At 73.1% G+C, this 24,056-nt stretch carries 24 protein-coding genes and 2 pseudogenes; 14 read left to right on the top strand and 12 right to left on the bottom strand.

The window, feature by feature from the left end; translation table 11 throughout:
• The first annotated feature begins 639 nt into the window (after positions 1–639).
• Together ACY1JF_RS27920 and ACY1JF_RS27915 are read left to right on the top strand one after the other, a co-directional pair.
• A complete protein-coding gene (locus ACY1JF_RS27920; RefSeq protein ID WP_462708040.1) occupies positions 640–1,848 on the top strand; it encodes an acyltransferase family protein in 1,209 nt (402 codons plus the stop codon).
• A 176-nt stretch (positions 1,849–2,024) separates the two neighbouring features.
• Complete coding sequence (locus ACY1JF_RS27915) at positions 2,025–2,405, top strand: antibiotic biosynthesis monooxygenase family protein (protein ID WP_462708039.1); 381 nt, start codon at positions 2,025–2,027, stop codon at positions 2,403–2,405.
• 33 nt (positions 2,406–2,438) lie between these two features.
• Here the strand turns inward: ACY1JF_RS27915 and ACY1JF_RS27910 are convergent, their stop codons facing one another.
• Complete coding sequence (locus tag ACY1JF_RS27910; RefSeq protein ID WP_462708038.1) at positions 2,439–2,735, bottom strand: hypothetical protein; 297 nt, start codon at positions 2,733–2,735, stop codon at positions 2,439–2,441.
• A gap of 422 nt (positions 2,736–3,157) precedes the next feature.
• Here ACY1JF_RS27910 and ACY1JF_RS27905 point away from each other — a divergent pair, with 422 nt between their 5' ends.
• Positions 3,158–3,430, top strand: coding sequence for a winged helix-turn-helix domain-containing protein (locus tag ACY1JF_RS27905; protein WP_462708037.1), 273 nt, complete (start codon positions 3,158–3,160; stop codon positions 3,428–3,430).
• Here ACY1JF_RS27905 and ACY1JF_RS27900 read toward each other — a convergent pair.
• The 5 genes and pseudogenes from ACY1JF_RS27900 to ACY1JF_RS27880 all read right to left on the bottom strand — a co-directional run.
• Positions 3,364–3,747, bottom strand: coding sequence for a hypothetical protein (locus ACY1JF_RS27900; protein WP_462708036.1), 384 nt, complete (start codon positions 3,745–3,747; stop codon positions 3,364–3,366). The two genes, ACY1JF_RS27905 and ACY1JF_RS27900, sit on opposite strands and share 67 nt — an antisense overlap.
• Before the next feature lie 79 nt (positions 3,748–3,826).
• Complete coding sequence (locus ACY1JF_RS27895; RefSeq protein WP_462708035.1) at positions 3,827–4,456, bottom strand: fascin domain-containing protein; 630 nt, start codon at positions 4,454–4,456, stop codon at positions 3,827–3,829.
• Positions 4,457–5,110: 654 nt separating this feature from the next.
• Entirely contained in the window at positions 5,111–6,433 is a 1,323-nt protein-coding gene (locus tag ACY1JF_RS27890) for a DUF3500 domain-containing protein (RefSeq protein WP_462708034.1), read from the bottom strand.
• Between the two features lie 83 nt (positions 6,434–6,516).
• Positions 6,517–6,849 (bottom strand): annotated as a pseudogene (locus ACY1JF_RS27885) (ATP-binding protein); the annotation flags it as partial.
• A gap of 71 nt (positions 6,850–6,920) precedes the next feature.
• Positions 6,921–7,640: pseudogene (locus ACY1JF_RS27880) on the bottom strand (response regulator transcription factor); the annotation flags it as partial.
• A gap of 487 nt (positions 7,641–8,127) precedes the next feature.
• On the opposite strand from ACY1JF_RS27880, the gene ACY1JF_RS27875 reads away from it, so the two are divergent.
• A complete protein-coding gene (locus ACY1JF_RS27875) occupies positions 8,128–8,334 on the top strand; it encodes a cold-shock protein (protein ID WP_361158498.1) in 207 nt (68 codons plus the stop codon).
• A gap of 278 nt (positions 8,335–8,612) precedes the next feature.
• Positions 8,613–10,103 (top strand): DEAD/DEAH box helicase, encoded by a 1,491-nt coding sequence (locus tag ACY1JF_RS27870; RefSeq protein WP_462708033.1) that lies wholly within the window; start codon positions 8,613–8,615, stop codon positions 10,101–10,103.
• Positions 10,104–10,272: 169 nt separating this feature from the next.
• Here ACY1JF_RS27870 and ACY1JF_RS27865 read toward each other — a convergent pair whose 3' ends face one another.
• A complete protein-coding gene (locus ACY1JF_RS27865) occupies positions 10,273–10,674 on the bottom strand; it encodes a hypothetical protein (RefSeq protein WP_462708032.1) in 402 nt (133 codons plus the stop codon).
• A gap of 132 nt (positions 10,675–10,806) precedes the next feature.
• Between ACY1JF_RS27865 and ACY1JF_RS27860 the strand changes: the two genes are divergently transcribed.
• Positions 10,807–11,151 (top strand): MerR family transcriptional regulator, encoded by a 345-nt coding sequence (locus tag ACY1JF_RS27860; protein WP_462708031.1) that lies wholly within the window; start codon positions 10,807–10,809, stop codon positions 11,149–11,151.
• Positions 11,152–11,328: 177 nt separating this feature from the next.
• Positions 11,329–14,604: an ATP-binding protein gene (locus ACY1JF_RS27855; RefSeq protein WP_462708030.1), complete on the top strand. Its 3,276-nt coding sequence runs from the start codon at positions 11,329–11,331 to the stop codon at positions 14,602–14,604.
• Here ACY1JF_RS27855 and ACY1JF_RS27850 read toward each other — a convergent pair.
• The 3 genes from ACY1JF_RS27850 to ACY1JF_RS27840 all read right to left on the bottom strand — a co-directional run bounded on the left by ACY1JF_RS27850 (position 14,582) and on the right by ACY1JF_RS27840 (position 16,836).
• Complete coding sequence (locus tag ACY1JF_RS27850) at positions 14,582–15,388, bottom strand: ABC transporter permease (RefSeq protein ID WP_462708029.1); 807 nt, start codon at positions 15,386–15,388, stop codon at positions 14,582–14,584. The genes ACY1JF_RS27855 and ACY1JF_RS27850 overlap by 23 nt on opposite strands.
• Positions 15,385–16,365 carry an ATP-binding cassette domain-containing protein gene (locus tag ACY1JF_RS27845; protein ID WP_462708028.1) on the bottom strand — a complete coding sequence of 327 codons (981 nt, stop codon included), beginning with the start codon at positions 16,363–16,365 and terminating at the stop codon, positions 15,385–15,387. Before ACY1JF_RS27845 ends, ACY1JF_RS27850 begins: the two co-directional genes overlap by 4 nt.
• Before the next feature lie 144 nt (positions 16,366–16,509).
• A complete protein-coding gene (locus ACY1JF_RS27840) occupies positions 16,510–16,836 on the bottom strand; it encodes an ATP-binding protein (RefSeq protein WP_462708027.1) in 327 nt (108 codons plus the stop codon).
• On the opposite strand from ACY1JF_RS27840, the gene ACY1JF_RS27835 reads away from it, so the two are divergent.
• The gene (locus tag ACY1JF_RS27835; RefSeq protein ID WP_462708026.1) at positions 16,753–17,364 is read left to right on the top strand and encodes a DUF5753 domain-containing protein; all 612 of its coding nucleotides are present in this window, start codon (positions 16,753–16,755) and stop codon (positions 17,362–17,364) included. The two genes, ACY1JF_RS27840 and ACY1JF_RS27835, sit on opposite strands and share 84 nt — an antisense overlap.
• A gap of 8 nt (positions 17,365–17,372) precedes the next feature.
• Positions 17,373–17,561, top strand: coding sequence for a DUF397 domain-containing protein (locus ACY1JF_RS27830; protein ID WP_462708025.1), 189 nt, complete (start codon positions 17,373–17,375; stop codon positions 17,559–17,561).
• 10 nt (positions 17,562–17,571) lie between these two features.
• Here the strand turns inward: ACY1JF_RS27830 and ACY1JF_RS27825 are convergent, their stop codons facing one another.
• A complete protein-coding gene (locus ACY1JF_RS27825) occupies positions 17,572–18,594 on the bottom strand; it encodes a hemolysin family protein (protein ID WP_462708024.1) in 1,023 nt (340 codons plus the stop codon).
• A complete protein-coding gene (locus ACY1JF_RS27820; RefSeq protein WP_462708023.1) occupies positions 18,591–20,006 on the bottom strand; it encodes a hemolysin family protein in 1,416 nt (471 codons plus the stop codon). Before ACY1JF_RS27820 ends, ACY1JF_RS27825 begins: the two co-directional genes overlap by 4 nt.
• A gap of 260 nt (positions 20,007–20,266) precedes the next feature.
• On the opposite strand from ACY1JF_RS27820, the gene ACY1JF_RS27815 reads away from it, so the two are divergent.
• The 5 genes from ACY1JF_RS27815 to ACY1JF_RS27795 all read left to right on the top strand — a co-directional run bounded on the left by ACY1JF_RS27815 (position 20,267) and on the right by ACY1JF_RS27795 (position 24,044).
• Positions 20,267–20,722 (top strand): tellurite resistance TerB family protein, encoded by a 456-nt coding sequence (locus ACY1JF_RS27815; protein ID WP_462708022.1) that lies wholly within the window; start codon positions 20,267–20,269, stop codon positions 20,720–20,722.
• A gap of 28 nt (positions 20,723–20,750) precedes the next feature.
• Positions 20,751–20,972: a twin-arginine translocase TatA/TatE family subunit gene (locus ACY1JF_RS27810; protein WP_462708021.1), complete on the top strand. Its 222-nt coding sequence runs from the start codon at positions 20,751–20,753 to the stop codon at positions 20,970–20,972.
• A 139-nt stretch (positions 20,973–21,111) separates the two neighbouring features.
• Positions 21,112–21,486, top strand: a complete 375-nt coding sequence (locus tag ACY1JF_RS27805) for a DUF6479 family protein (RefSeq protein ID WP_462708020.1) — start codon at positions 21,112–21,114, stop codon at positions 21,484–21,486.
• A 159-nt stretch (positions 21,487–21,645) separates the two neighbouring features.
• Complete coding sequence (locus tag ACY1JF_RS27800) at positions 21,646–22,392, top strand: phosphotransferase (protein WP_462708019.1); 747 nt, start codon at positions 21,646–21,648, stop codon at positions 22,390–22,392.
• Between the two features lie 221 nt (positions 22,393–22,613).
• Positions 22,614–24,044: an alpha/beta hydrolase gene (locus ACY1JF_RS27795; protein WP_462708018.1), complete on the top strand. Its 1,431-nt coding sequence runs from the start codon at positions 22,614–22,616 to the stop codon at positions 24,042–24,044.
• Positions 24,045–24,056: the final 12 nt, after the last annotated feature.

The raw sequence follows: 24,056 nt of genomic DNA, 5'->3' as shown, positions 1-24,056 counted from the left end.
TCAGGAAGGCGGTAGCGTCTCCGGCCGACCAACCCGCAGGGCTTCCCAACGATTCCGAGGCAGCCCGGTAGTCACCCCCGGACACAACACCCGCACGAAAAACGTGAACACTTCCTGCCTCACTGCCCTTTCCCTGCTCATTTGAGCACCCTCCTGACGTTCGCTCCCCATCTGCTCACGTCATCCAGCGGTGGGTACATGACTCCGACGGTCGGCGGGGGAGTGAGCCCGAGACAGCGTCCCGTACAACTTGTCCCAGCAAGGCGCTTTTTGACCATTGAGTTCACGAAGACCACCCGGGTTTCAACGCTTGATCCCCCTACACCGCGGAGCGGGACGCGACCCCACCCCCACAGTCGGGGGCCGCTTTCACGCAGGGCCGGACGGGACCGACAGGGCACTCTCAGGGCACATGAGGGCGGGAAACGGTGGCAACCGCCGAGAAACACTGAAAGTAGTTTTTCCACGTCAGATGCCCTGGCACTGAGAAGACGCGGGCCAGGACCCTGAGCGGATGAACTTCGGCGGCAACGTCTGACCCGGCCGCCCGGGGGACGCGGGAGGCATACGGCCACGCTTTGTGGGCAGGCGCCCCCGGTCACCGCTCGTGAAGCCGGCAGAGGGGAAGCGTCTCCGTCCATGGCCGAGGCACCGGACTCGACGACCGCGCGCACCACCGCCCCGGAGACGGAGGCGGACGACGCCTCCGGCAGACCTTCTCACCCGGGCCACCGGGGCTTCCCGTCGGTGCTCGCGCGGCCGGGCCGGATCGACGCACTGGACGGACTGCGCACCCTCGCCGTCGCGCTGGTCCTCGTGTACCACGTCGAGCCGGACCTCATGCCCGGCGGCTCGGTCGCCGTCGACCTGTTCTTCACCATCAGCGGCTTCGTCATCACCCGGCTGCTGCTCGCCGAGCACGTCCGCACCGGCCGGATCGCCCTGCTCGCCTTCTACCGGCGCCGCTGGGCCCGCCTGGTCCCCGCGCTGTGGGCGATGTGCGCGGTCTGCGCGCTCCTGGGCGCGGCCACCTCGCTGTGGGCCTTCGACGGCGCGTGGCAGGCGGCCGGTCTGGCCGCCGCGTTCGTCGTCAACCTCGTACGCGCCGGGGAACTTGGCCCCTACTCCGACCTCACCGCGCCCCTCGCCCACACCTGGTCGCTCGGCGTGGAGGAGCAGTTCTACCTCCTGTGGCCCCCGCTCCTGCTCGTCCTGCTGCACCGGCTCCGCCCCCGCGCCGTCCTGCTGTGCACGGCCGCCCTGTGCGCGCTGCCGGTCCTGTGGCGCTGCGCCCTGTGGGCCCCCGACGCCGCGCACCGCCTCTACAACGGCACCGACACCCGCGCCGACCAGCTCCTGGCCGGCGCCCTGGTCGCCGTACTCCTGGCCCGGCTGCGCGCCGACGACCCCCGCCTGGCGCGGCTGCGCGCCTGGGCGGCCCGGCTGGCCTGGCCCGCCCTCGGACTGCTCCTCCTCGCGGCCTGGCGGATGCCGGTCACCCAGGACGCCGGTGTCTGGACGGCCGTCTGGTACACCGTCGGCCTCCTCGCCGTGGCGGCCGTCTGCGCCACCCTCGTCACCGGCCTGGAACTGCGCCGCGACGGCCGCCTCGCCCGCCTGCTGTCCCTGGCCCCCCTGTCCTGGACCGGCCGCAACCTCAGCTACGGCCTCTACCTCTGGCACTACCCGGTCGTCCGCCTCCTGGCCTCCCTCGGCATGACGGAGGGCCGCCTGGCGGCCACGGTCCTGCTCACCGGCGTACTGGCCCTGCTGTCCCACTACGCCGTCGAGGCGCCGGTGCTGCGCCGGGCGGCGCGGCGGCGCGGCACCTCCGGTCCCCGTCGATGAGCCGGTGCGGGGGACCATGGTGTCGATGGTGTCGATGGGGCCGTTGGACGGACCGGCCCCCAGGAACGCCTGGATCAGCGCGCCCCGCTCCACATGGCCCTCCTCGCGGTACCGCTGCCGGGAACAGCCGGGAAAAGGGCCTGACCCGCCGCGCGCCCGCGCCCTACGGTGACGCCATGAGCGATCACCCAAAGACCCCCGTCACACCCGTCGAAGCCCACGAACCCCCGTACTACGTCGCCGTGTTCACCACGGTGCGCACCCAGGACCAAGGCGGCTACGGCGAGACCAACGCCCGCATGGAGGAGCTGGTCAAGGACATCCCCGGGTACCTGGGGATGGACCACGCGCAGACCCCCGGCGGGCTGGGCATCACCGTCGGCTACTTCCGTGACGCCGAGGCCCTCGCCGCGTGGCGGACCGACGCCGAGCACCGGGCGGCACAGCGGCGCGGACGGGCCGAGTGGTACGAGCGGTACACGCTGCACGTGGCGAAGGTGGAGCGCAGCCACGGGTTCGTGCGGGCGGGCAGCCCGCGGAACCCGGCGGCGGACTGACCGGCCGCTGGGCCGTGCCGTCGCCGTCCCGCGCTAGCCGTCGCCCGCCCCCGTCAGGCGCCGCCCACGGGACTGCGCCACCCGCAGTACGTCGGCCAGGCACTCGGTCAGCCGGATCGCGGCGTAGCGCACCTCGGCGTTCGGCGACAGGGGATCGCCCAGCACCCGGCGAGCGGTGCCGAGCACGTCCGTGCCCACGGCGAGCTGCCGGGCCTCGGTCTCGTCCGCGAGGCGCGACACGGTCCCGCCGTCGTCGCCGGGGGCGAGGAAACAGGGTTTGCCGTCGGCGGACAACCAGGGCAGCAGCCGCAGTTCCGAGACCCCGCTCACGCCGCCACCGCCCGCTCGCCGACGGTGACGTAGGGACGGACGAGGCGGGTCCCGTCGCCGTCCAGGGGGAGGTGGTGGCAGTACGGGGAGCGGGGCAAGGGGAGGGGGACACCGAGGCGGGCGGGTGTGGTCGCCGGGGGAACACGGCGAGGGCGGGGCGCGCCCGCGCGGCGACGTCCGGTCCCCGGGCCGAGCAGAAGGCCCGGCCTTCGGGCGAGGCGACGGATAAGGTCGTGCATGTCGACGCTCCTGTATCAAGCGTTGGCCGTGCCCCGGGGCCCTGCCAGGCCGCCGGGGTCCTTGTTGGCACGACCATACCCGCAACTGCGTCCCTCTGCACCCCTCTGCAAATAGCCGCGTCCCGACGCGTCAGGCCGCGTTCTAATACTGCGTGACGCACACCAGTGCAGCACGGTGGAAGGATGACTGCTCTCCCGCGCTACGAATACGTGAAGCTGGCGGACGCCATCGCCGCCGAGATCGCGTCCGGCAAGCTGCCGCAAGGCGCGGCGCTGCCCGGCGAACGGGCCATGACCGGGCTGTACGGCGTGAGCATCGGCACCGTGCGGCGGGCCGTCGTCGAGCTGCGCAGGCGCGGGCTGGTCGCCACGCTCCCCGCCAAGGGGACCTATGTGATCGGCACCCCCGAAGCGCCCGCCGATCCGGCCGGGGACGCGGCGGACACCGGCGACTGAGCGGCCTCCTCCCGCCCCAGTTCCTCCTCCAGTTCCGCCGGCGCCCGCCGCGCCGCCTCCGCGCGGCGCAACAGCAGCCGCTGCCGTTCCGCGGCTTCCCGCTCCGGCGGTGCCGTGTCCCGCCCGTCCATCTCGCGGGCCTCCTCCAGGGACGTGATGACGGCCCCGATCAGGACGTCGACCAGCACGAACGAGGCGGGCAGCGCGTAGGAGCCGTAGGAGAGGAGGCTCCAGCGGGAGATGTCCAGGCCCGCGTGGACCGCGTCGCCGATGCCGTCCAGGGTCATCAGCAGGAACAGGACGGACGGCCCGCGCACGGGAGGGCATGACGACGTCCCCGCCCCCGCCACGGGGGCCGTGGCGGGGGCGGGGACGGTCGGTGCCCCGAGAGGACGGTCAGAGCGTGTAGAGGTTGAACTCCTCCCACGACCCGGACACGTCGGCCGAGCGGGCGCGCAGGGCGTACTGGAGCGTGCCGGTGTAGCTGTTCTCCATGGCGACGAACAGACCGTTCAGCTCGGACTGGATGGCGTAGCGGTCCAGCGTCTCGTTGTAGTAGAGGATGAACCGCTCCCAGCCGGCCACGGTCGTGGAGCGGGCCCGCAGCAGGTTCTGCGAGGCGCCGGTGTAGTTCTTCTCGACGGCCACGTAGAGGTCGTTCGCCTGGGACTTCATGGCGAACGTCCCGTCCTCCCCGATCCACTCGAAGGTGAATCCCTCCCAGGAGCCGCCGTACACGTCGGAACGGGCGCGCAGGGCACCGGTGTTCGGAGCGGCGTACGTCTTCTCGGTGGAGACGAACTTGTTGTTCTTGACCGATTCCACGGCCAGTTCGGTGGGCTCCACGGCGGCGGCGGCGCGCGCGGCCGGGGCGTCACCCGCCTCGTCGGTGATCTGCGCCAGTTCGGCGGCGTTGTCTATCTTCTCCCAGCCGGCCGGCACCGCGGCCGGGGCGGCGCCCGCGGTGGGCGCGACCAGCGCCGAGGTCGCCGCCAGGGCGCTGAGGGACAGAAGGACAGTGGTCATGCGTCGCACAGTCGATTCCCCACCATTCGTGAAACGGATTGGCGCGGCAGTCGTTGTTCCTACTGCCGATTCACGCCGATGACGTTCGCCGCCAAGCCCCTCCCCGGGCCCGACGGCTCCGTCAGCGTAACGGGAGTGAAGGAATTGACGGCAGGGATTAATGGCCCCTATCCAGGGCTTTTCTCGGCCACCGGACGGCATTTTCCCTTCCGCAATTCCCTGTTAACGCACAGGACGCGCACAGTTTCCGTCACGCCCGGGGAGGGGCCGTGCGGCCGGTCGAGGGCCTTCCGGTGTTTCCCCCGGCGCGGCTGATCTCCGTCGGCTGTCCACCGGTCCGCCCGGCCGCGCCGGCCCCCTCCCGGTCCTCCCCGAGACCCTCGCCCGCGACGTCCTGCCCGACCTGCGGGCCACGCACGGCTGGACCCAGGAGAAGCCGGAGGGCCTGACCGTCGCCGGGAACGGCCGCGCCCACGCCGTCACCGGCGACGACGGCCTCGACGGCTCCACCGGCGAGACGGTCCTCCTCGGCCTCGGCCGCGCCGCCCGGCTCTGCGGCCGCTGAGCCCCGGCCGGTACGGCCGGCCTTCGCGCACCGTCCGGCCGGCGGACGGTGGCGACCCGCCGCCCTGCCGCGGGCCGCCACCGGGTGGCTCAGCGGTGGTGCGGTGACGTCAGGTAGTGCTGGCGCAGCAGCTCGCGGCCGTAGTCGTTGCCGTTGGGCGTGCGGATGATGGAGTGGACGTGCTTCTGGGTGGGGGTGCCCGCGGTGGAGTCGTAGGCGCCGGCCAGCGGGCCGGGGGCCTGGCAGTCGACCTCGATCCAGACGACGGGGCTCTGGACGCGGACGTAGAACGCCGAGTCGTCGGCGGTGCCGCCGGCCCAGGTGACGTAGGTGTCGTCGAGGTGCCGGGTGATCTCGGCCATCCGGACCTTCGCGGCGTCCGCCTTGGCACGGTCGACGAACGCCCCGGCGACGGCGAGGAGCCTGGTGCGCTGGGCGGAGGTCAGCGAGTCGCAGCGCAGGCCCTCGTACGCCTGGACCGCGTTGTCGGAGAACGCGCCCGCCTTCATCGACTCGGCCGACTTGGTGTCGGAGGCGACGGCGGTCTTCCGCTGGGCGGCGGTCAGGGAGTTGATGAAGGCGAGGCTCGCCTCGACCTCCTCGTGGCAGACCTTCACGGTCGTCCCGTCGATCTCCATCTCGGTCGGCTCCGAACCCCAGAAGCAGGGGCTCATGACGACCTGGTCGCCCAGCACGAAGTAGTTGATCACCAGGTGGTGGCCGTCGAACTGGAAGCCCCAGGGCTCGGTGGCCGACGGGGTGCCGAGCACCGTCCAGTAGTAGGCGTCCTCGTTGAAGCGGTCGGTCTGGCCGATCGCCTCGCCCGCCGCCTGGTTGATCCGGCGGATCTTCTCCGTCGTCTCCAGGCCGTCGGCGCTCAGGGCCGACTTCAGCAGGGCGGTGCCCAGCTCCTTCTGCGCGTCGGTCAGGTCGGCGAGGGAGACGCCCTGACGCTCGTAGGCGTCGACGTTGCTCCACAGCCGCCACTCGGTGGAGTGGACCGTGAACTGCGTCGACGTCCGCTGGTCGTCGGTCAGACCGGCCAGGAAGGCTTCCGCCGCCGCGATGACGGGGGCCGTGGCGACCTTGGTGGAGTGGATCGAGTACAGGTCGTCGATCCGCTTGCCGTCGGTGGTCAGGCCGAAGAAGTCCTCGGTGATGGTCTGGTTGCCGGGGCCGCCCGCCCCCGCGCCGGGGGCGCCGCTCGGCGCGGCGGAGGGCGAGGGGGAGGCCGAGGCGTCGGCCGTGGTGGTGTCGTCGGCCAGAGCCGTCCAGGCACCGGCGCCGCCCATCGTGGCGACAGCCGTGGCACCGGATGCGAAGAAGACCTTGCGCATGAAGGAACGGCGGCCCGCGTGGGCCCCGCGGCCCGTCTCCCGCTGCGACTGCTCCCCGTTGTCGAGCTCGGTCATCGTCGCTGACTCCCTTCGGTCCCGGCCCGCCCCTGCGGCCGGCCGCTTGACCGCCACCCTGGTCGGCGGAGCTGAGAGCGGGCTTAAATTCCCTGATATTCACAGGGAGTTGACAGCGCGGTGGTCCCCGGCAGCGTCACCGTGAACCCCGTACGGCCCGGCTCGCTCCCGACGGTGACCCGGCCCCCGTGCGCGCGGGTGATCGCGGCGGCGATGGCCAGGCCCGGCCCGGAGCCGCCGCCCTCGCCCGGCTTGCGGGAGCGGGAGGTGTCGGCGCGGGTGAAGCGTTCGAAGACGGACGGGAGCAGGGCGGGCGGGATGCCGGGCCCGTCGTCCCGCACCCGGACCAGACGGGTGCCGTCGGGGGCCGCCTCCACGGTGACGTCGACCCGGGTGCCGGGCCGGGCACGAACCCGCCCGCCCCACGCCGGGGCCGGGGCGCGCGCCCCGGCCCCGGCCCGGTACGACGCTCATGCGCCGTCACCGGCGCCCGCAGGACGTAGCCGGCGCCGCGCACCGTGCGGATCATCGGCGCCCGCCCCTTGTCGATCTTCGCGCGCAGGCCGTAGACGCGGACCTCCACCAGGTTCCCCCCGCTGTCGAAGGCGCCGCTCCACACCTCGCCGAGGATCCGCGCCTTGCTGAGCACCTGGCGCGGGTGCCGCATCAGGAGCGCGAGCAGGTCGAACTCCTTGGCGGTGAGCGCGACCGGCTGCCCGGCGCGCCGCGCCGTCCGGGCCTTCACGGACACCACCAGGTCGCCGAGGGCCAGGACGGGCCCGTCGTCGGCCGTCTCCTCCTCGGCGCCGGACCGGCGCGGCAGCCCGCGCAGCCGGAGCATGACCCCCTCCAGCGAGAACGGCTTGGTCACGTAGTCGTCGGCGCCCGCCGGCAGCCCTTCGAGGCGGTGGTCCAGCGCGTCGTGGGCGGTCAGCATGAGCACCGGCAGCCGCGCGTCCTCGTGGCGCAGCCGCCGCAGTACCCGGAGGCCGTCCAGGCCGGGCAGCATCCGGTCCAGGACGACGGCGTGCGGGGCGCGGCCGCGGGCGAGGGTGAGGGCGCTACGGCCGTCACGGGCGAGGAACGGCCGCCGGCCGGCCTCGGTGACGGCCCACGCCGGCAGTTCGGTCAGTTCGGGCTCGTCGTCGACGATCACGACCCGGACCGTGCCCGGGCGGGCGGTGGGGACTCCACGGACGGCAGGCATGCTCACACCCTGTCCCGGAACGCTGGGAGCCCCCTGTGGGCCGCCCGTCGCGCGGCCGTGAGGCGGGTCCGGTGGTCCGGCGCCGCGGGGGGGTCACCCGAGTGGGTGTCCGGGGCGCCTGTGGTGTTCGTCTCGCGGGCCGGCGCGGACCCGCGCCGGCCCGCGTTCCGTCCCCGGCCGCGCGTCCGGGGCGTCGCGGGAGGTCACAGCCGTATCGGCCCGGACCCGGGCCGGTGACCCTGCACCGCGGGCGGGGCAATATCTGTGCCGGCGACGTAAGAAATTGTCGTGACGTCCGGGGAATATTCCCGGAAACGGCGCGCGAGCGGCGCCGGGGGCGGAAATCTCCACTGCCTGCGCCGATCGTGGCGTGCTAGTGTCGACATCAGTTGCAGTTGGTTGCCAGTCTTTCCGACGGGGTGATCATCGCGGCGACCGAAGTACACACAGGGTGTGCTTCGTGCACCGTCCTCCAAAGGAGATTCTCATGGCTTCCGGCACCGTGAAGTGGTTCAACGCCGAAAAGGGCTTCGGCTTCATCGAGCAGGACGGCGGCGGCCCCGACGTCTTCGCCCACTACTCCAACATCAACGCCCAGGGCTTCCGTGAGCTCCTGGAAGGTCAGAAGGTGACGTTCGACATCGCTCAGGGCCAGAAGGGCCCGACGGCGGAGAACATCGTTCCCTCCAACTGACGACGCCGTCAGTCAGCTGACGCGTACTTCACAGCTGGGGCCCGCACCGTGGGGTGCGGGCCCCAGCTCATTGTGTTCCGGGGATTTCAGGGGTTTCCGGAGCCCCAACTCTTTCTGAACTCCCAGGAACTTCAGGGAATTTCACGGATTTCCCGCCTGTTCCACGGGACGGCCCCCTGTCCCGGCCCCCATCGTTCTCGGCTCGTTCTCGCGATTCTCTGCGCCGTTTCACCGCTGCGGGAATTCCCTGGCACGTGCCGCGTCAAGGAAGGTTCCGTATGAACCGTGCACGTGCCGACCGCCCGTACGACCGCTCCGGCTCCGCCGGCAAGCGCTCCGGCGGCCCCCGCCGCCGTCCCCAGGGCGGAGGCGGACGCCGTCCGTCCGCTCCCCAGGGCGGCGAGTTCGCGCTGCCCAAGACGATCACGCCCGCGCTGCCCGCGGTCGAGTCGTTCGCCGAACTGGAGCTGCCCCCGCGAGTGCTGGCCACCCTCACCGCCGAGGGCATGACCGTCCCGTTCCCCATCCAGGCGGCCACCCTGCCCAACTCCCTGGCCGGCCGGGACGTCCTGGGCCGCGGCCGGACCGGTTCGGGCAAGACCCTGGCCTTCGGCCTCGCGGTGGTCGCCCGCACCCAGGGGCAGCGCGCCGAGTCGAAGCGTCCGCTCGCCCTGGTCCTGGTCCCCACCCGGGAACTGGCCCAGCAGGTCACCGACGCGCTCACGCCGTTCGCCCGCTCCGTGGGGCTGCGGCTGGCCACCGTGGTCGGCGGCATGTCGATCGGCCGGCAGGCCGGTGCGCTGCGCTCCGGCGCCGAGGTCGTCGTCGCGACGCCGGGCCGGCTCAAGGACCTCATCGACCGCGGCGACTGCCGCCTCGACGACGTCGCCGTCACCGTCCTGGACGAGGCCGACCAGATGACCGACATGGGCTTCATGCCCCAGGTCACCGCCCTCCTCGACCAGGTGCGCCCGGACGGGCAGCGGCTGCTGTTCTCCGCCACCCTGGACCGCAACGTCGACCTGCTGGTCCGCCGTTACCTGTCGGACCCGGTGGTGCACTCCGTCGACCCCTCCCAGGGCGCCGTCACCACGATGGAGCACCACCTGCTCCACGTACTGGACGACGACAAGCAGCGCACGACCACCGAGATCGCGGCCCGCGACGGCTCGGTGATCATGTTCCTGGACACCAAGCACGCGGTGGACCGGCTCACCAAGCACCTGCTGAAGAGCGGCGTCCGCGCGGCGGCCCTGCACGGCGGCAAGTCCCAGCCGCAGCGCACCCGGACGCTCGCCCAGTTCAAGAGCGGACAGGTGACCGCGCTGATCGCGACCAACGTCGCGGCCCGCGGCATCCACGTCGACAACCTCGACCTGGTCGTCAACGTCGATCCGCCCGGTGACCACAAGGATTACCTGCACCGCGGTGGCCGTACCGCCCGTGCGGGCGAGTCCGGCAGCGTGATCACCCTGGTCACCCCCGGACAGCGCCGGGAGGTGAGCCGGCTCCTGTCGGCGGCCGGGATCGTGCCGCAGGTCACCCGGGTCCGGCCGGGCGAGGAGGAGCTGAGCCGGATCACCGGCGCGCAGGAGCCCTCCGGCGTCCCCGTCGTCATCCCCGTGCCCGCGCCCTCCCCGGAGCGTCCGCGGCGTACGCAGTCGGGCGGGGGGACGGGTTCCGCGCGGCGCGGCCGGCGCCGTTCCCCGGCCGGCGGCCGGACCGGCGGCGGTGCGCCGCGACGCCAGGGAACGGGCGGCGCCCGCTGATCCGTACGGGCGCGACGCACCGGTTTGCCGGTTCCGGTTCACCGGCTTCGGCTCACCGGCCGCGATGCACCGGATCGCCGGCTCCGGCTCACCGGCTCCGGCTCGCTGATCTCGGTCCACCGGCCCCGGTCCACCGGCTCTGGCTCACCGATCTCGGCTCACCGGTTCGTCATCGGTCGGAGTAGCTGAAGTCGCCCACGGTCCAGGCGCTGACGTCCCTGATCGCCACGCGGTACATCCCGCCCGTCTCGGGAATCCCGAGACTGCCCTGCAGGATGCGCGCGAGGTGGAAGTGCAGGTGCGTCGGCGCCGGGCCGCCGGGCCGCTCCTGTCCCCCTCCCCCTCCACCTCCCCGCTCCGGTTCCCGCTGTCGGACGAAGGCGTCCGCGAACGGGCTCAGCCGGTCGGAGGCGCGCAGCACCTCCGCCACCCGCTCCCGCCAGGTGGCCTCAGGAGCCAGGCGGCCGGTGATGACGGCGCCCTGGGCGACGACGGTCAGTGACATCTGATTGCTCGGCTCCGACTCCACCATGGCGGCGATGGAGACGAGCAGCTCATCAGGGTTCGGCATGGGAGCGAGTCTATGGGTCACCCGCGGGGGCCCGGCCGCCCAGGCGGCAGTGCGGCCCGAGGGTGTTGAATTCCCCAGGGGCCCGGCGCCGTACGGCGCCGGGCCCCTGGACGCGTTGCACTACGAGGTGACATGACAGCAGGCAATCCGCTCAGCGAACGGCTGGACGACGACGACTACCCCGCCTACACCATCGGCCGGGCCGCCGAGATGCTCGGCACCACCCCCGGCTTCCTGCGGGCCCTCGGGGAGGCTCGTCTGATCACCCCGCTCCGTTCCGGGGGAGGTCACCGCCGGTACTCGCGCTACCAGTTGCGGATCGCCGCACGGGCCCGCGAACTCGTCGACCAGGGCACCCCGATCGAGGCCGCCTGTCGCATCGTCATCCTCGAGGACCAGTTGGAGGAGGCGCAGCGCATCAACGCCGAGTACCGGCGCGCGGCCGGCGAGACGGGCCCGGCGGACGGGGCGGGCTGAGACGGGAGCGGGCTGGGACAGGAACGGACCGGGACAGGGTGTGCCCCTCGTCCGGGGCGGGCGGGACGAGGGGTGGGAGGTCCGGGAGGTCCGGAAGGTCCGGGAGGCGCGCGCGGAGCGGACGGTGCGGACGGCGCGGAAGGGTCCCCTCCGCCGCCCGCTGGCTAGTCTGCGCGCATGACCACCGAGCTGGTACTGCTGTCCGAAGTCCGTTGCCGCGGGCGGGAGATCACCGCCCCGCGGCCGCGCGGCCTGCTGGCGCTGCTGGCGGACGAGGTGCGCACCGGGTGCGGCACGGGCCGGCTGGTGGAGGGCCTGTGGCCGGACGAGCGGCCGGAGCGGCCCGCCAAGGCCGTCCAGGTGCTGGTCTCCCGGCTCCGGTCGCGGCTCGGCGCCGACCTGATCGTGAGCACGCCGACCGGCTACCGGCTGGCGCTGGACGAGCGGCAGGTCGACAGCTCCGCCCTCCTGCTCCACGAGGCGGCGAGCGCGGAACGGGCCGCGGCCGGGGACCACGCGGGCGCGCTGCGGGAGGCCGAGGCCGGTCTCGCGCTGTGGGACGGCACCGTCGGCGCCGGCGCGGGCGACGACCTGCGCGACCCGCTGGTGGCGCTGCGCACGGCGCGCGCCGGGGCCCACCGCTCCCTGGTCCGCACCCGGGCGCTGGCGCTCGCCCGCTGCGGGCGCCGGGCGGAGGCGACGGCGCCGTTGGCGGAGCTGGCCGGGGCGGCGCCGTACGACGAGGAGGTGCTGGCGGAGCTGCTGCGCTGCGAGGCGGCCGGCGCGGGCCGGGCCGCCGCCCTGACCCGGTACGAGAACCACCGCCGCAGGCTCCGCGACGAACTGGGCACCGACCCCGGGCGGGAGCTGAGGTCCGTCCAACTGGAGCTGCTGGCCGCAAACGCGCCGCCGGTCCGCCACGGGGTGCCGCACGACCCCAACCCGCTGCTGGGCCGGGACGCCGACATCGCCGCCGTGTCCGCGCTGCTGCGCACCGCCCGGGTGGTCACCGTCGTCGGGCCCGGCGGGCTGGGCAAGACCCGGCTCGCGCACGCCGTGGCCCGGGCGGCCGAACAGCCCGTCGTGCACTTCGTGCCGCTCGCCGGTGTCACCGACGGCGCCGACGTGGCCGGCGAGGTGGCCTCCGCGGTGGGCGCCGGGGAGGGGCGGCAGTTCGCCGGGGGCGGCCCGGACGTGGTGGGCGGCGTCCTCGCCGCGCTGGGCACGGGCCCCGCCCTGCTGGTGCTGGACAACTGCGAGCAGGTGGTCGACGGCGCCGCCGACCTCGTACAGGCGCTGACGGCGCGGTCCGCGCGGCTGCGGGTACTGACCACCAGCCGGGCCCCGCTGGGGCTGTCCTCGGAGTCCCTGTACGCCCTTCCCGAACTCTCCCCGGCCACCTCCGCCGAGCTGTTCGCGCAGCGGGCGCGGGCGGCGCGGCCCGGTGTGGAGCTGGACGCCGGCGCCGTCGCGGAGATCTGCCGGCACCTGGACGGGCTGCCGCTCGCCGTCGAACTGGCCGCGGCGCGGGTGCGGGTGCTGTCCGTGCCCGACATCTCCCGGCGCCTGCGGGACCGTTTCGCGCTGCTGCGCGGGGGCGCGCGGGACGCGCCCGAGCGGCACCGGACCCTGCGGGCGGTGGTCGAGTGGAGCTGGAACCTGCTGGAGGACGACGGCCGGGCCGCGCTGCGGGCGCTGTCGGTCTTCCCCCGGGGCTTCACGGCGGAGGCCGCCGAGTACTTCCTGAGCGACACCGGCATCGGCTCCGGCGCCGACTCCCCCACCGGCATCGGCTCCGGCACCGGCACCGGACCCGACACCGGCTCCCACACCGGCATTGACACCGACACCGGCACCGGCACCGGCTCCGGGGAGGTCCTGGACCTGCTGGAGCGGCTCGCCGGGCAGTCCCTGCTGAAGGTGGAGGACGGCCCCGCCGGGGTGCGCTTCCACATGCTGGAGACGCTGCGGGAGTTCAGCGCCGCCCGGCGCGCGGAGGCCGGCGAGCAGGAGGCGGTCACCGGCCGGTTCCTGACCTGGGCGCGGGACTTCGGACGCGCCCACCACGACGTGCTGTTCCGCGACGACCCGGTGCCCTCCTGGCACCGCGTCCGCGCCGAGCAGGACAACCTCGTCCTCGCCCTGCGCTGCGCCCTGGCCCGGTCCGACGGTCCCGCCACCGCCGCCCTGACCGCCGTACTGGCCTCCCTGTGGGCCACCGACACCCACTACGAGCGGCTCACCGCCCTCGCCGCCGACACCGGCGGACCGCTCTCCCGGTTCCGGCCCGGCCCCGAGGACGTCGAACCGGCCCGCACCGCGGCGACGGTCTGCGCGGCCAGCCTCTTCATGGGCTACGGCCCGCACGCCGTGCGCCAGCTCGTCACCCTGCGCCGGCTGCCGCCCGCCCCGCCGGACACGGTGCTGCGGGCGATGGCCCTCGTGCTGCGCGCGTTCCCCGAGATGCGCCCGCCGCGCTACGAACGGCTGACGGAACTGTGCGAGGCGGACGAACCCCTGCTCGCCTGCCTCGCCTCCGGCACCGCCAGCTACCTGTGGCAGTCCCGCGGCGAACCGGAGCGGGCCCTGGAGTACGCCCGCCGGATGCTCGACGCGCTCGGGCCGCTGGAGAACCCGGCGGTACGGCTGCTGTGCCACGGGCGGATCAGCGAACTGTGCCTGCGCGACGAGCGGGGCGAGGAGGCGTACGTCCACCTGCGGGCCGCACTGGACGCGTTCGGCGGGTCCGGGGACTGGACGGACCTGATCGGGGTGGGCTGGGGACTGGTGCTGGCCTGCCTCCAGCGCGGGGAGCCCGACGAGGCGGAGTACTGGCTGCGGCTCTCCTCCCTGGACCCGGCCCCCTCTGATCCCGCGGCCGTCTACGGCCCCGACCTCGCGGCCCGCGCGGAGATCGCGCTGGCCCGGGGGCTGACCGAGGTGGGGCTCGGACTGTGGCGCCGGGCGGTGGAGCGGCTGCGGGAGGACGGGTCGCAGTACGCCGGCGATCCGTTCATGGACCCCTGGTCGCTGGAAGTGCGGTCGGCCGCGGTGGCGGCGCACGCGCTGCACGGGCGGCCGGAGCCGGTGGCGGGGCTGGTGGCGGAGTTGCGGCGGGAGCTGCTGGAGATGCTGTCGGGGGCCGGCGGGGCGGACGTCCCGCTGAGCGGCGGCCCCGCCGGCCTGCCGCCGTACGGCACGGCGTTGCTGGCGCTCGGCCTGGCCGGGCTGGCCTCGGGGGACGCGGGGGCCGTGCGGCTGGTGGCGCTGGCGGAACGGCTCCCGGTGGTGCGGAACTTCCCCACCCTGTCCACGGCCCGGGCCCGGCGGGCCGCCGAGGACGCCGACCGGGCGGCGTACACCGAGGCGAGGTCGGCGTACGCCGCCCTGGGGCGGGATGAGCTGCGGGGCGAGGCGGCCCGGGAGCTGCTCAGCGCCGCGGCTCGCGGGTGAACAGGGACCTGGACCAGACGTACCCGAGCACCACCAGCCCCAGCGACCAGCCAAGGGCCAGCACGGCGTCGGTCGTCCCGATGCCCGTGCCGGACAGCAGTCCGCGCAGCGTCTCGATGACCGGCGTGAAGGGCTGGTACTCGGCGAACCAGCGGAACCAGCCCGGCATCGCGTCCACCGGCACGAACGCGCTGCCCAGCATCGGGAGCAGCACCAGCGGCATGCCGAGGTTGCCGGCGCCCTCGGCGTTGGGGCTGGCCAGGCCGATGCCGACCGCGATCCAGGTGACGGCCAGGCTGAACAGGGCCAGCAGCCCGGCCGCCGCCAGCCACTCCACCGGCGTCGCGCCGGACCGGAAGCCCAGGGCGAACCCGAGGGCCAGCACCAGCGCCAGGGCGCCCAGCGTCTGGATCACGCTGCCGAGGACGTGGCCGGTCAGCACCGAGGAACGGGAGATCGCCATGGTGCGGAACCGGGCGATGATCCCCTCGGTCATGTCCATCGCCACGGACACGGCGATGCCCAGGGCGGTGCCGCCGACGGTCATCAGCAGGATGCCGGGGAGCAGGTAGGCGAGGTACTCGGCGCGGTCCGGGCCGCCGCCGTCGATGCCGGCGCTCATCACGTCGCCGAAGACGTAGACGAAGAGCAGGAGCAGCATGACCGGGGTGAGCAGGAGGTTCAGGGTGAGGGAGGGGTAGCGGCGGGCGTGCAGGAGGTTGCGCCGCAGCATGGTCAGGTTGTCGCGCAGGGCGTGGGTCCGGGGGGCGGCGGGCGTGCTCATCGGGTGGTCTCCTCGGTGCGGGCGGGTACGGCGTTCCCGGTCAGGGCGAAGAACACGTCGTCCAGGTCGGGGGTGTGCACGGACAGCTCGTCGGCCTCGACCCCGGCCGCGTCCAGCCAGTCGAGGACCGCGCGCAGCTCGCGCTGGCTGCCGTCGCTGGGGATGTGCAGGGTGAGGGCCCGGTCGTCCCGCGTCGTCTCGCGCAGGGCGTCCGCGGCCCGCCCGTAGGCCACCGGGTCGGTGAAGCGCAGCCGTACGTGCCCGCCCGGCACCAGCCGCTTCAGCTCCTCCGCGCTGCCCTCGGCGACGAGCTTGCCGCCGTCCAGGACGGCGATGCGGTCGGCGAGCTGGTCGGCCTCCTCCAGGTACTGCGTGGTGAGGAAGACCGTCGTACCACCCGAGACCAGGTCCCGGATGATCTGCCACATGGTGTGCCGGGAGCGGGGGTCGAGTCCGGTGGTCGGCTCGTCCAGGAAGATGATCCGCGGGTCGCCGACCAGCGTCATGGCGATGTCCAGCCGCCGCTTCATGCCGCCCGAGTAGGTCGAGGCCGGCTTCCTCGCCGCGTCGACCAGGTCGAACCGCTCCAGCAGCTCTGCGGTGACCCGCCGTCCCTCCTCCTTGGGCAGGTGGTGCAGGTCGGCCATGAGCAGCATGTTCTCCTCCCCGGTGATCAGCCCGTCCACGGCGGAGAACTGCCCGGTCACCCCGATCGCGGCCCGCACCGCCTGCCCCTGGGCGGTCAGGTCGTGCCCGGCGATCCGCGCCTGCCCGGCGTCGGCGGAGATCAGCGTGGAGAGGATGTTGACCACCGTGGTCTTGCCGGCGCCGTTCGGCCCGAGCAGGGCGAACACGGTGCCGACGGGGACCTGGAGGTCGATGCCGTCCAGGACGGTCTTGTCGCCGTAGCTCTTGCGCAGCCCGGTGGCAAAGACGGCGGGCTCGTGGTGCCCGGTGGCGCGGTCTGTCGTCGTCATGCGAAGAGCGTGCGGGCGGGCCGGTTCAGAAGGGCTTCCGTCTGGTTTCAGCCGGACCGGCGACTGCGCGCGGCGCGGGAACCGTCCCCGAAAACGGATGACACGTCGGGCCGGAGTGTCATCCGTTCCCGGGAGGGGCGCGGCTCAGGCCGTACGTCCCAGCTCGCACCAGACGTACTTCCCTCGACCGCCCTCCCCGGCCAGCGGCTGCCGGCCCCACCCGTCGGCACACGCCCGCACCAGCGCCGGTCCCCGCCCGTCCTGCGTGTACAGGGCCTGGTCGAAGGGGTCCGACGGCTCCGGCGGTGACGGGTCCGCGTCCCACGCCCCGATCCTGAGGACCCCGTCTCCCGACCAGCCGACCCGCAGCGCCGCCGGCCCTTCGGTGTGCCGTACGGCGTTGGAGACCAGCTCCGCCGCGAGCGGCTCCGCCACGTCGACGAGGCCGATCTGTCCGAGCTGGAGCACCATGCCGTCCGCCGGTGGGACGTGGACTTCCTGCACGTGCCAGGGCTCTTGCAGACTGAGGAGTACGCTCGCGCCCTCTTCTCCTGCGTGAACCACGAGTCTCCAGGGAGCGAGGTCGAGCGTCGGGCGGAGCATCGGATGAGGCGCAGAGGCATCATCGAAGGCTCCGACCCGACACCGTACGAGGCCGTGATCCATGAAGCGGCCTTGCGCATCAGGGTCGGCGACCGTGCCGCGATGAGGGTCCAGCTCGCTCGTGTCCTGGAGCTTTCCACCGCCGATCACATCACCGTGGGGGTCATCCCTTTCGACGTGGATCACTTCGCCGGGGCCGGCAGCGCCATGGTGTACGCGGCAGGCCCGGTACCCAAGCTCGACACGGTCGTACGCGATGGACCGCACGACACTGTCTTCGTCAATGCCGAGGCCCAACTCGTCCGATTCCGCGGTCTCTTCCATAGGCTGGAAGCCGTAGCACTCGAACCCGAGTCCACCCGTGACTTCATCCACAAGCTGGCGAAGGAGCTGTGAGGCCCACCATGACAACCTCCGACACCTGGAAGAAGTCGTCCTACTCCGGCGGAGGCGACGGCAACGCCTGTGTGGAAGTCGCCCGCCGCCCCGCCCTCATATCCGTCCGCGACTCGAAGGTCCCCGACCGGGGCGTTCTCACCTTCCGGCGGACCGCCTTCGCCGCCTTCGTCGACGCGCTCAAGGCCGAGAGCTGACCGATCCGCGCTACACCGGCTCCGCCGCCGGGCCCACCAGTTCCGTCAGGACGTCCTCCATCGTCACGAAGCCGAGGACCGTGCCCGTCTCCCCCGTCACCGCCGCCAGGTGGCTGCCCGTGGCGCGCAGGGCGGTGAGGGTGTCGTCCAGCGGGGTGTCGATGCGGACGCGGGTGACCGGGTGCAGTGCCGTGCGCGGAAACGGGCGGTCGCGGTCGGTCAGGCCCAGGGTGTCCTTGATGTGGAGGTAGCCGAGCAGCGTGCCGTTGGGGCCGCTGACCGGGAAGCGGGAGTAGCCCGCCTCGGCGGCCAGCCGCTCCAGCTCGGCCGGGGTGACGGTGTGGGTGACCGTACGCATCCGCTGCGGCGGGACGAGGATCTCGCCGACCGGGCGGGTGCCCAGTTCCAGCGCGTCGCGCAGCCGCTCGCCGTCGGCCGGGGTGAGCAGCCCGGCCTCGCTGGCGTCGTCCACCATGCGGGCCAGCTGGTCGTCGGTGAAGACGGCCTCCACCTCGTCCTTCGGCTCGACCCTGAGCAGCTTCAGCAGGGTGTTGGCGAAGGCGTTGATGCCGAAGATCACCGGCTTGAGCGCGCGGGTGAGGGCGACCAGCGGCGGGCCGAGGAGCATCGCGGTGGCGGCCGGGGCGGCCAGCGCGATGTTCTTCGGGATCATCTCGCCGATCAGCATGTGCGCGTACGTGGCGAGCGTCAGGGCGATCGCGAAGGCGATGGGGTGGACCAGCGCGTGCGGGACGTGCACCGCCTCGAAGGCGGGCTCCAGCAGGTGCGCGATGGCCGGTTCGGCGACCGCGCCCAGCACCAGCGAGGAGACGGTGATGCCGAGCTGAGCCGTGGCCAGCAGCGCGGAGATGTGCTCCAGGCCCCACAGCGTCATCCGGGCCCGCTTGTCGCCCTCCTGGGCACGCGGCTCGATCTGGCTGCGCCGCACGGAGATCAGGGCGAACTCGCCGCCCACGAAGAACGCGTTGGTCACCAGCGTCAGGGCGCCGATGAGCAGCTGGACGACGGTCATCGGACGGCCTCCGTACGGTCCTGGCGGTCCTGCCGCTGTTCCTGCCGCTGCTCCTGGCCCTGTTCCTGGCCCTGTTCCTGGCCCTGTTCCTGCCGCTGCTCCTGCCGCTGCTCCTGCGCGGGTACGGCCGGCGGCGCGGTGATGCGCAGCCGGTCGGCGCGGTGGTGGTCGACGTCGAGGACGTCCAGCCGCCAGCCGTCCAGCTCCACGGCGTCGCCCTTGACGGGGATGCGCGTGAGACGCGTGGCGACCAGTCCGGCCAGGGTCTCGTAGGGGCCCTCCGGCGCGGTCAGACCGATCGTGGCGAGCTGGTCGATGCGGACCGAGCCGTCCGCCTCCCACGCTCCCTCGCCGGCGGGCTGGAGGTCGGGAGCCTCGACGGGGTCGTGCTCGTCGCGGACCTCGCCGACCACCTCCTCGACGATGTCCTCCACCGTGGCCACGCCCGCCGTGCCGCCGTACTCGTCGATGACGACGGCCATGGTGCGGGCGGCGCGCATGCGCTCCAGGAGACGGTCGGCGGGCAGGCTGTCGGGGACCAGCAGCGGGGTGGTGGCCAGGTCGGTGACCGGGGTGGCCGCCCGCTTCTCCGGCTCCAGGGCCAGTACGTCACGGATGTGGACGGTGCCGATGACCTCGTCCAGGCTGTCGCGGTAGACCGGGAAGCGGGACAGGCCGGTGGCGTGGGACAGGTTGGCGGCGTCCGCGGCGGTGGCGTGCGCCTCCAGGGCCTTGACGTCCACGCGGGGCGTCATCACGTTCTCCGCGGTCAGCTCGCCCAGGTGCAGGGTGCGCACGAACAGCTCGGCCGAGTCCGCCTCCAGGGCGCCCTCGGCGGCCGAGTGCCGGGCCAGCGCGACCAGCTCCTCGGGGCTGCGGGCGGAGGCCAGCTCCTCGGCGGGCTCCAGGCCGAAGCGGCGTACGAAACGGTTCGCGGTGTTGTTCAGATGGCTGATGAACGGGCCGAAGGCGGCCGTGAAGCCGCGCTGCGGCGTGGCCACCACCTTGGCCACGGCCAGCGGCCGGGAGATCGCCCAGTTCTTGGGGACCAGCTCGCCGACCACCATCAGCACGACGGTGGAGACGGCCACGCCGAGCACGGTCGCCGCGGTGGACGCGGCGCCGCCCAGGCCGATCGCCTCCAGCGGGCCGCGCAGCAGCGCGGCGAGCGACGGCTCGGCGAGCATGCCGATGACCAGCGAGGTGACGGTGATGCCGAGCTGGGCGCCGGAGAGCTGGAGGGTCAGGCGGCGTACGGCCCGCAGGGCGCCGTCGGCACCGCGCTCGCCGTTCTCGGCGGCGCGCTCCAGGTCACCGCGCTCGACGGTGGTGAGGGAGAACTCGGCCGCGACGAAGACGGCGCAGAGCAGGGTGAGGAGGACGGCCAGCAGGAGCAGCAGGACCTCGGTCACCGCGCCACCCCCGCTCCCATGTGGTCCGCGGTGCTGTCACCGGGAGTATGGCTACGGCCGGTACTGGGAGGTTCCATTACGGAACGGGGCTCCTTTGACAGGTGTCGAGGGGATGGTCGTGTCCCATGGTAAAGGACGGGCAAAGCCTCAGGGAAGCTCTACTCGACTGTAGAGAACGGCCCGGTGGGTCCACTTGTTCCCGGGGTGCTCCCCGACACTCCCTGGTAGTTTCTACATCACTGTAGAGAAATGGAGCGCTCATGGCCCTGTGGGATCGCCTCAAGGAGTCCGCGTCGCAGATGCAGACCCAGCTCCTGACGGAGAAGAACGGCCTGAGGAGCGGCGCCTTCCGCGACGCGAGCATGGCCATGTGCGCCCTGGTCGCGGCGGCCGACGGGAGTGTCGACCCGGCCGAGCGGCAGCGGGTGGCCCAGCTCATCGCCACCAACGACGTGCTCCAGAACTTCCCCACCGACGACCCGCGCCGCCGCTTCGAGCAGAACCTGGACAAGTTGACGGCCGACTTCGCGTTCGGCAAGGTCAGCGTGTTGCAGGAGATCGCCAAGGCGAAGAAGAAGCCCGCCGAGGCTCGCACGGTGGTCCAGATCGGCATCGTCATCGGCGGTGCCGACGGAGACTTCGACAAGGACGAGCAGGCGGTGGCGCGGGAGGCGTGCTACGCCCTCGACCTGCCGCCGTACGAGTTCGATCTCTGACCGGCCGGACCCAGGAACAGGGGGCGCAGTGTTCGGACTGAGCGAACTGGCGATCATCCTCATCGTCATCGCCGTCGTCGTGGGTGTGCGGAAGCTGCCGGAACTGACCCGCTCGGCGGGCAAGGCCGCGCGCATCCTCAAGGCCGAGGCGCGGGCGATGAAGGAGGGCGGGCAGCCGGGGGAGCCGCGGGTGATCCAGGGCGAGGTGGTCCGCAAGGACGCCCCGGGAAACGGGACCGGCGAAGGCTGACGCGACCAGGGCCTACCCGACCAGAGCCGATACGGCGAGGCGGGACCCGCCCGGATGCCGGCGCCCCACCCCCCACGGCCTAGGCGGACAATTAGGACTTACTGTCGCTTTCCACCCCCTACGGGGCGATAATCGCACCATGAATACGGCAACGTATGAACAGCTGGCCGCGACGCAGCACACGCTCAGCATGATCGCGGCCTTCTTCGGCGGGCTGGTGATCGCCGGCGCGCTGATCTGGGCCGTACGCGTCGGCTTGCGGGTCCTGGAACGGGAAACCACCCATCCGAGCCCCCAGGAGCAGCCGAAGCTTCCGCCGACCGGCCCGGTCTACGAGGAACGGGAGATGCGGGAACCGGACGACGTGCCCGTGGCGGCCGACGGCGGCGCACGGCTCATGCCGTACGAACTCCACCCCGCGAGCACCCGACGAGGAAAGGACCAGAACCGGCCCCGCTGGCTGCCCGGCTCCACGGGCTCCTTCGGAAGCGGCGGCCTGCCACGCGGTCTGTGAGCACTGACACCGCCTTTGTCATCGCTCCGCTCTGATGAGCGGCCGGAGTACGGATCGGCGCTGACTGTTGGCTTTTTCCGTCGGCAGAGGTGGGCCGGGCGGTACGGAGGCCGATGAGCAGCGGTGTCGCCGACGTCCCGGGTGCGGCAAGGTGGGCGGATGCCTGAGTCGTCCGAGTCGCCCCTGCCCGGAGGTTTCGTCAACGCGGTCGTCCGTGTCGGGGACACGGTGCGCCGTCCGGCCTCGGCGCGCACGGGGTTCGTGAGCGATCTGCTGCGGTTGCTCGAATCCAGCGGCTGGAGTGGTGCCCCGCGGCACCTCGGTACGGACGACGAGGGCCGCGAGGTCCTCAGTCACCTCGACGGCCATGTGGCATGGGAGCCGCGCCAGCCCGCAGCCGTGTCGTCCGACGGGAGTCTGACGACGGTCGCCCGGCTCGTGCGCGAGTTCCACGACCTGACGGCCGGCACCGCGCCGGCGGGAGACCGGGAAGTCGTGTGTCACAACGACCTGTCGCCCAAGAACACCGTCTACCGGCCACGCGGGGGCGAGCTCCGCCCGGTGGCGTTCATCGACTGGGATCTCGCCGCGCCGGGCGCGCGGGTCCACGACGTCGCTCATGTCTGCTGGCAGTACCTCGGCCTGGGCCCCGCGGTCACCGACGTCGGGGAGGCGGCCCGGCGCATGAGGCTGGTCGTCGACGCCTACGGGCTGTCCGACCGGCGACGTCTGGTGTCCACGATCCTGTGGTGGCAGGACCGGTGCCGGCGGGGCATCCAGGCCCAGGCGGACGCGGGGGACGCCGCCATGGCCCGGCTCCGTGACGCGGGGGTGGTGAGGCACGTCCAGGCGGCCCATCAGTGGGTTTCCGATCACCGGGACGCACTGGAACGCTCGATGCGGTGAGCGCGTCGCCCCTGAACCGTCCCCGATCCGCCCCGGAGAAGCCCCTGAGAAGGACGCGGAGGGGCACCACGTGGGTGCCGGCGCACCTAACGTGACGACGGTGCCCAGCCGGGCTCGCACGCCTGACACCACCACTCTTCGCATGAGGAGGATCCATGCCGTCAAGGGCGTCATCAAGGGGCAGAACCGCGCTGCGGTCCAGCGCCGCGAAGGGCACGGTCATGGCCGTGGGAGCCGCCATGGCCGTCGTCACCGGCCTCGCCACGGCTCCCGCCGCGCACGCGTCACCGCCTGCCACGGCGACCCTGCGGTGGGCACCGTGCGACAGCCCGGCGCATCCGGGAGCCGAGTGCGCCACGCTCCCGGTACCGGTCGACTGGGCCCACCCGGACGGGCCGGGACTCGACCTGGCCGTGGCCCGCCGCAAGGCCACCGGCCCCGGCGCACGCGTCGGCTCGATGGTGTTCGGCCCCGGCGGGCCGGGCGACTCGGGGGTGGACATGGTAGTGGACCGTGTCAGCCGGTTCAGCCCCGAGGTCCGCCGCAGGTTCGACATCGTCAGTTTCGACCCGCGCGGCGTGGGCGGCAGCGACCCGGTGACCTGTTCCGGCGACCTGCTCGCCGAGCGGCCGTCACCGGAGCTGAGGAGCCAGGCGGACTTCGACGCGACCGTGGCGTACAACAGGCGGCTCCGCGCCGACTGCCGGGCCCGTACCGGCCCGGTGTTCGACCACCTCGACACCGCCCAGACAGTCCGGGACCTGGACGCCCTCCGGGCCGCCCTCGGCGAACGGAAACTGACCTTCCACGGCAGCTCGTACGGCACGCTGCTCGGCGCGCAGTACGCCGAGACCTATCCGCGCCGCGTACGCGCCATGGTGCTGGAGAGCGTCATGGACCACAGCGTCCCGGCCACCCGTGACTTCCTGCGGGCCCAGGCGGCCGCGGCGCAGGACTCCTTCCGGGAGTTCGTGCGGTGGTGCGACGGTGCCACGGAATGCGCGCTGCACGGCCGCGACGTCCGCGCCGCCTGGCAGGACCTGCTGGCCCGGGCCGGGCACGGCGAACTGGCGGACCCGGCGAAGCCGGGCACCCCGCTGTCGTCCTCGGACCTGGTCAACAAGATCGCGTTCCGGAAGTTCTACGCGGCCGACTACGCGGGCCTGGCCACGACGGTCGCGCGGATGGGGGCGAGCGCGCCACTGCCGGCGTCGCCCACCGCGCCGGCCCCGCTGCCTTCGGCCACCTTGGTCTTCTGCTCGGACTGGCACCTGCCGGTGCGCGACCACCGGGAGTACGCCTCGCTCGTCGCCACGATGGACAGGACCGCGCCCGACCTGCCCCTCCTGCTGCCGATCCACATGGCAGCGGCGTGCCTGGGCGCACCGACCGCCAATCCGCAGCACCGCCTGGACGCGGCCGGTGCCCCGCCGATCCTCCTGGCCAACGCGCTGCACGACCCCGCCACCGGCTACCCGTGGGCGGTCTCGGTGGCCCGGCGACTCGGCCGCGGCGGTGTGCTCCTCACCTACGAGGGCCAGGGGCACGGCAGCGTCACCAGCGGCCCGTGCATGGTGGACGCCGTGGACGGCTACCTCGCCGACCTGGCCGTACCACCGCGCGGCACGAGCTGCCCCGCCGTACCTTCCTGACCCTCGCGCCAG

Source organism: Streptomyces sp. SYSU D01066-1 (assembly GCF_054956795.1).
Note: the sequence above shows the minus strand (reverse complement) of the source record. Positions and strands in the feature narration are given on the sequence as shown.

Coding starts and splice junctions, on each gene's coding strand:
- ACY1JF_RS27860 (WP_462708031.1), top strand. CDS start 10,807: ATGACAGCAGGCAATCCGCTCAGCGAACGGCTGGACGACGACGACTAC.
- ACY1JF_RS27895 (WP_462708035.1), bottom strand. CDS start 4,456: ATGACCACTGTCCTTCTGTCCCTCAGCGCCCTGGCGGCGACCTCGGCG.
- ACY1JF_RS27800 (WP_462708019.1), top strand. CDS start 21,646: ATGCCTGAGTCGTCCGAGTCGCCCCTGCCCGGAGGTTTCGTCAACGCG.
- ACY1JF_RS27845 (WP_462708028.1), bottom strand. CDS start 16,365: ATGACGACGACAGACCGCGCCACCGGGCACCACGAGCCCGCCGTCTTT.
- ACY1JF_RS27850 (WP_462708029.1), bottom strand. CDS start 15,388: ATGAGCACGCCCGCCGCCCCCCGGACCCACGCCCTGCGCGACAACCTG.
- ACY1JF_RS27855 (WP_462708030.1), top strand. CDS start 11,329: ATGACCACCGAGCTGGTACTGCTGTCCGAAGTCCGTTGCCGCGGGCGG.
- ACY1JF_RS27870 (WP_462708033.1), top strand. CDS start 8,613: ATGAACCGTGCACGTGCCGACCGCCCGTACGACCGCTCCGGCTCCGCC.
- ACY1JF_RS27830 (WP_462708025.1), top strand. CDS start 17,373: ATGACAACCTCCGACACCTGGAAGAAGTCGTCCTACTCCGGCGGAGGC.
- ACY1JF_RS27920 (WP_462708040.1), top strand. CDS start 640: ATGGCCGAGGCACCGGACTCGACGACCGCGCGCACCACCGCCCCGGAG.
- ACY1JF_RS27915 (WP_462708039.1), top strand. CDS start 2,025: ATGAGCGATCACCCAAAGACCCCCGTCACACCCGTCGAAGCCCACGAA.
- ACY1JF_RS27865 (WP_462708032.1), bottom strand. CDS start 10,674: ATGCCGAACCCTGATGAGCTGCTCGTCTCCATCGCCGCCATGGTGGAG.
- ACY1JF_RS27825 (WP_462708024.1), bottom strand. CDS start 18,594: ATGACCGTCGTCCAGCTGCTCATCGGCGCCCTGACGCTGGTGACCAAC.
- ACY1JF_RS27890 (WP_462708034.1), bottom strand. CDS start 6,433: ATGACCGAGCTCGACAACGGGGAGCAGTCGCAGCGGGAGACGGGCCGC.
- ACY1JF_RS27905 (WP_462708037.1), top strand. CDS start 3,158: ATGACTGCTCTCCCGCGCTACGAATACGTGAAGCTGGCGGACGCCATC.
- ACY1JF_RS27815 (WP_462708022.1), top strand. CDS start 20,267: ATGGCCCTGTGGGATCGCCTCAAGGAGTCCGCGTCGCAGATGCAGACC.
- ACY1JF_RS27795 (WP_462708018.1), top strand. CDS start 22,614: ATGGCCGTGGGAGCCGCCATGGCCGTCGTCACCGGCCTCGCCACGGCT.
- ACY1JF_RS27875 (WP_361158498.1), top strand. CDS start 8,128: ATGGCTTCCGGCACCGTGAAGTGGTTCAACGCCGAAAAGGGCTTCGGC.
- ACY1JF_RS27805 (WP_462708020.1), top strand. CDS start 21,112: ATGAATACGGCAACGTATGAACAGCTGGCCGCGACGCAGCACACGCTC.
- ACY1JF_RS27840 (WP_462708027.1), bottom strand. CDS start 16,836: ATGGTGCTCCAGCTCGGACAGATCGGCCTCGTCGACGTGGCGGAGCCG.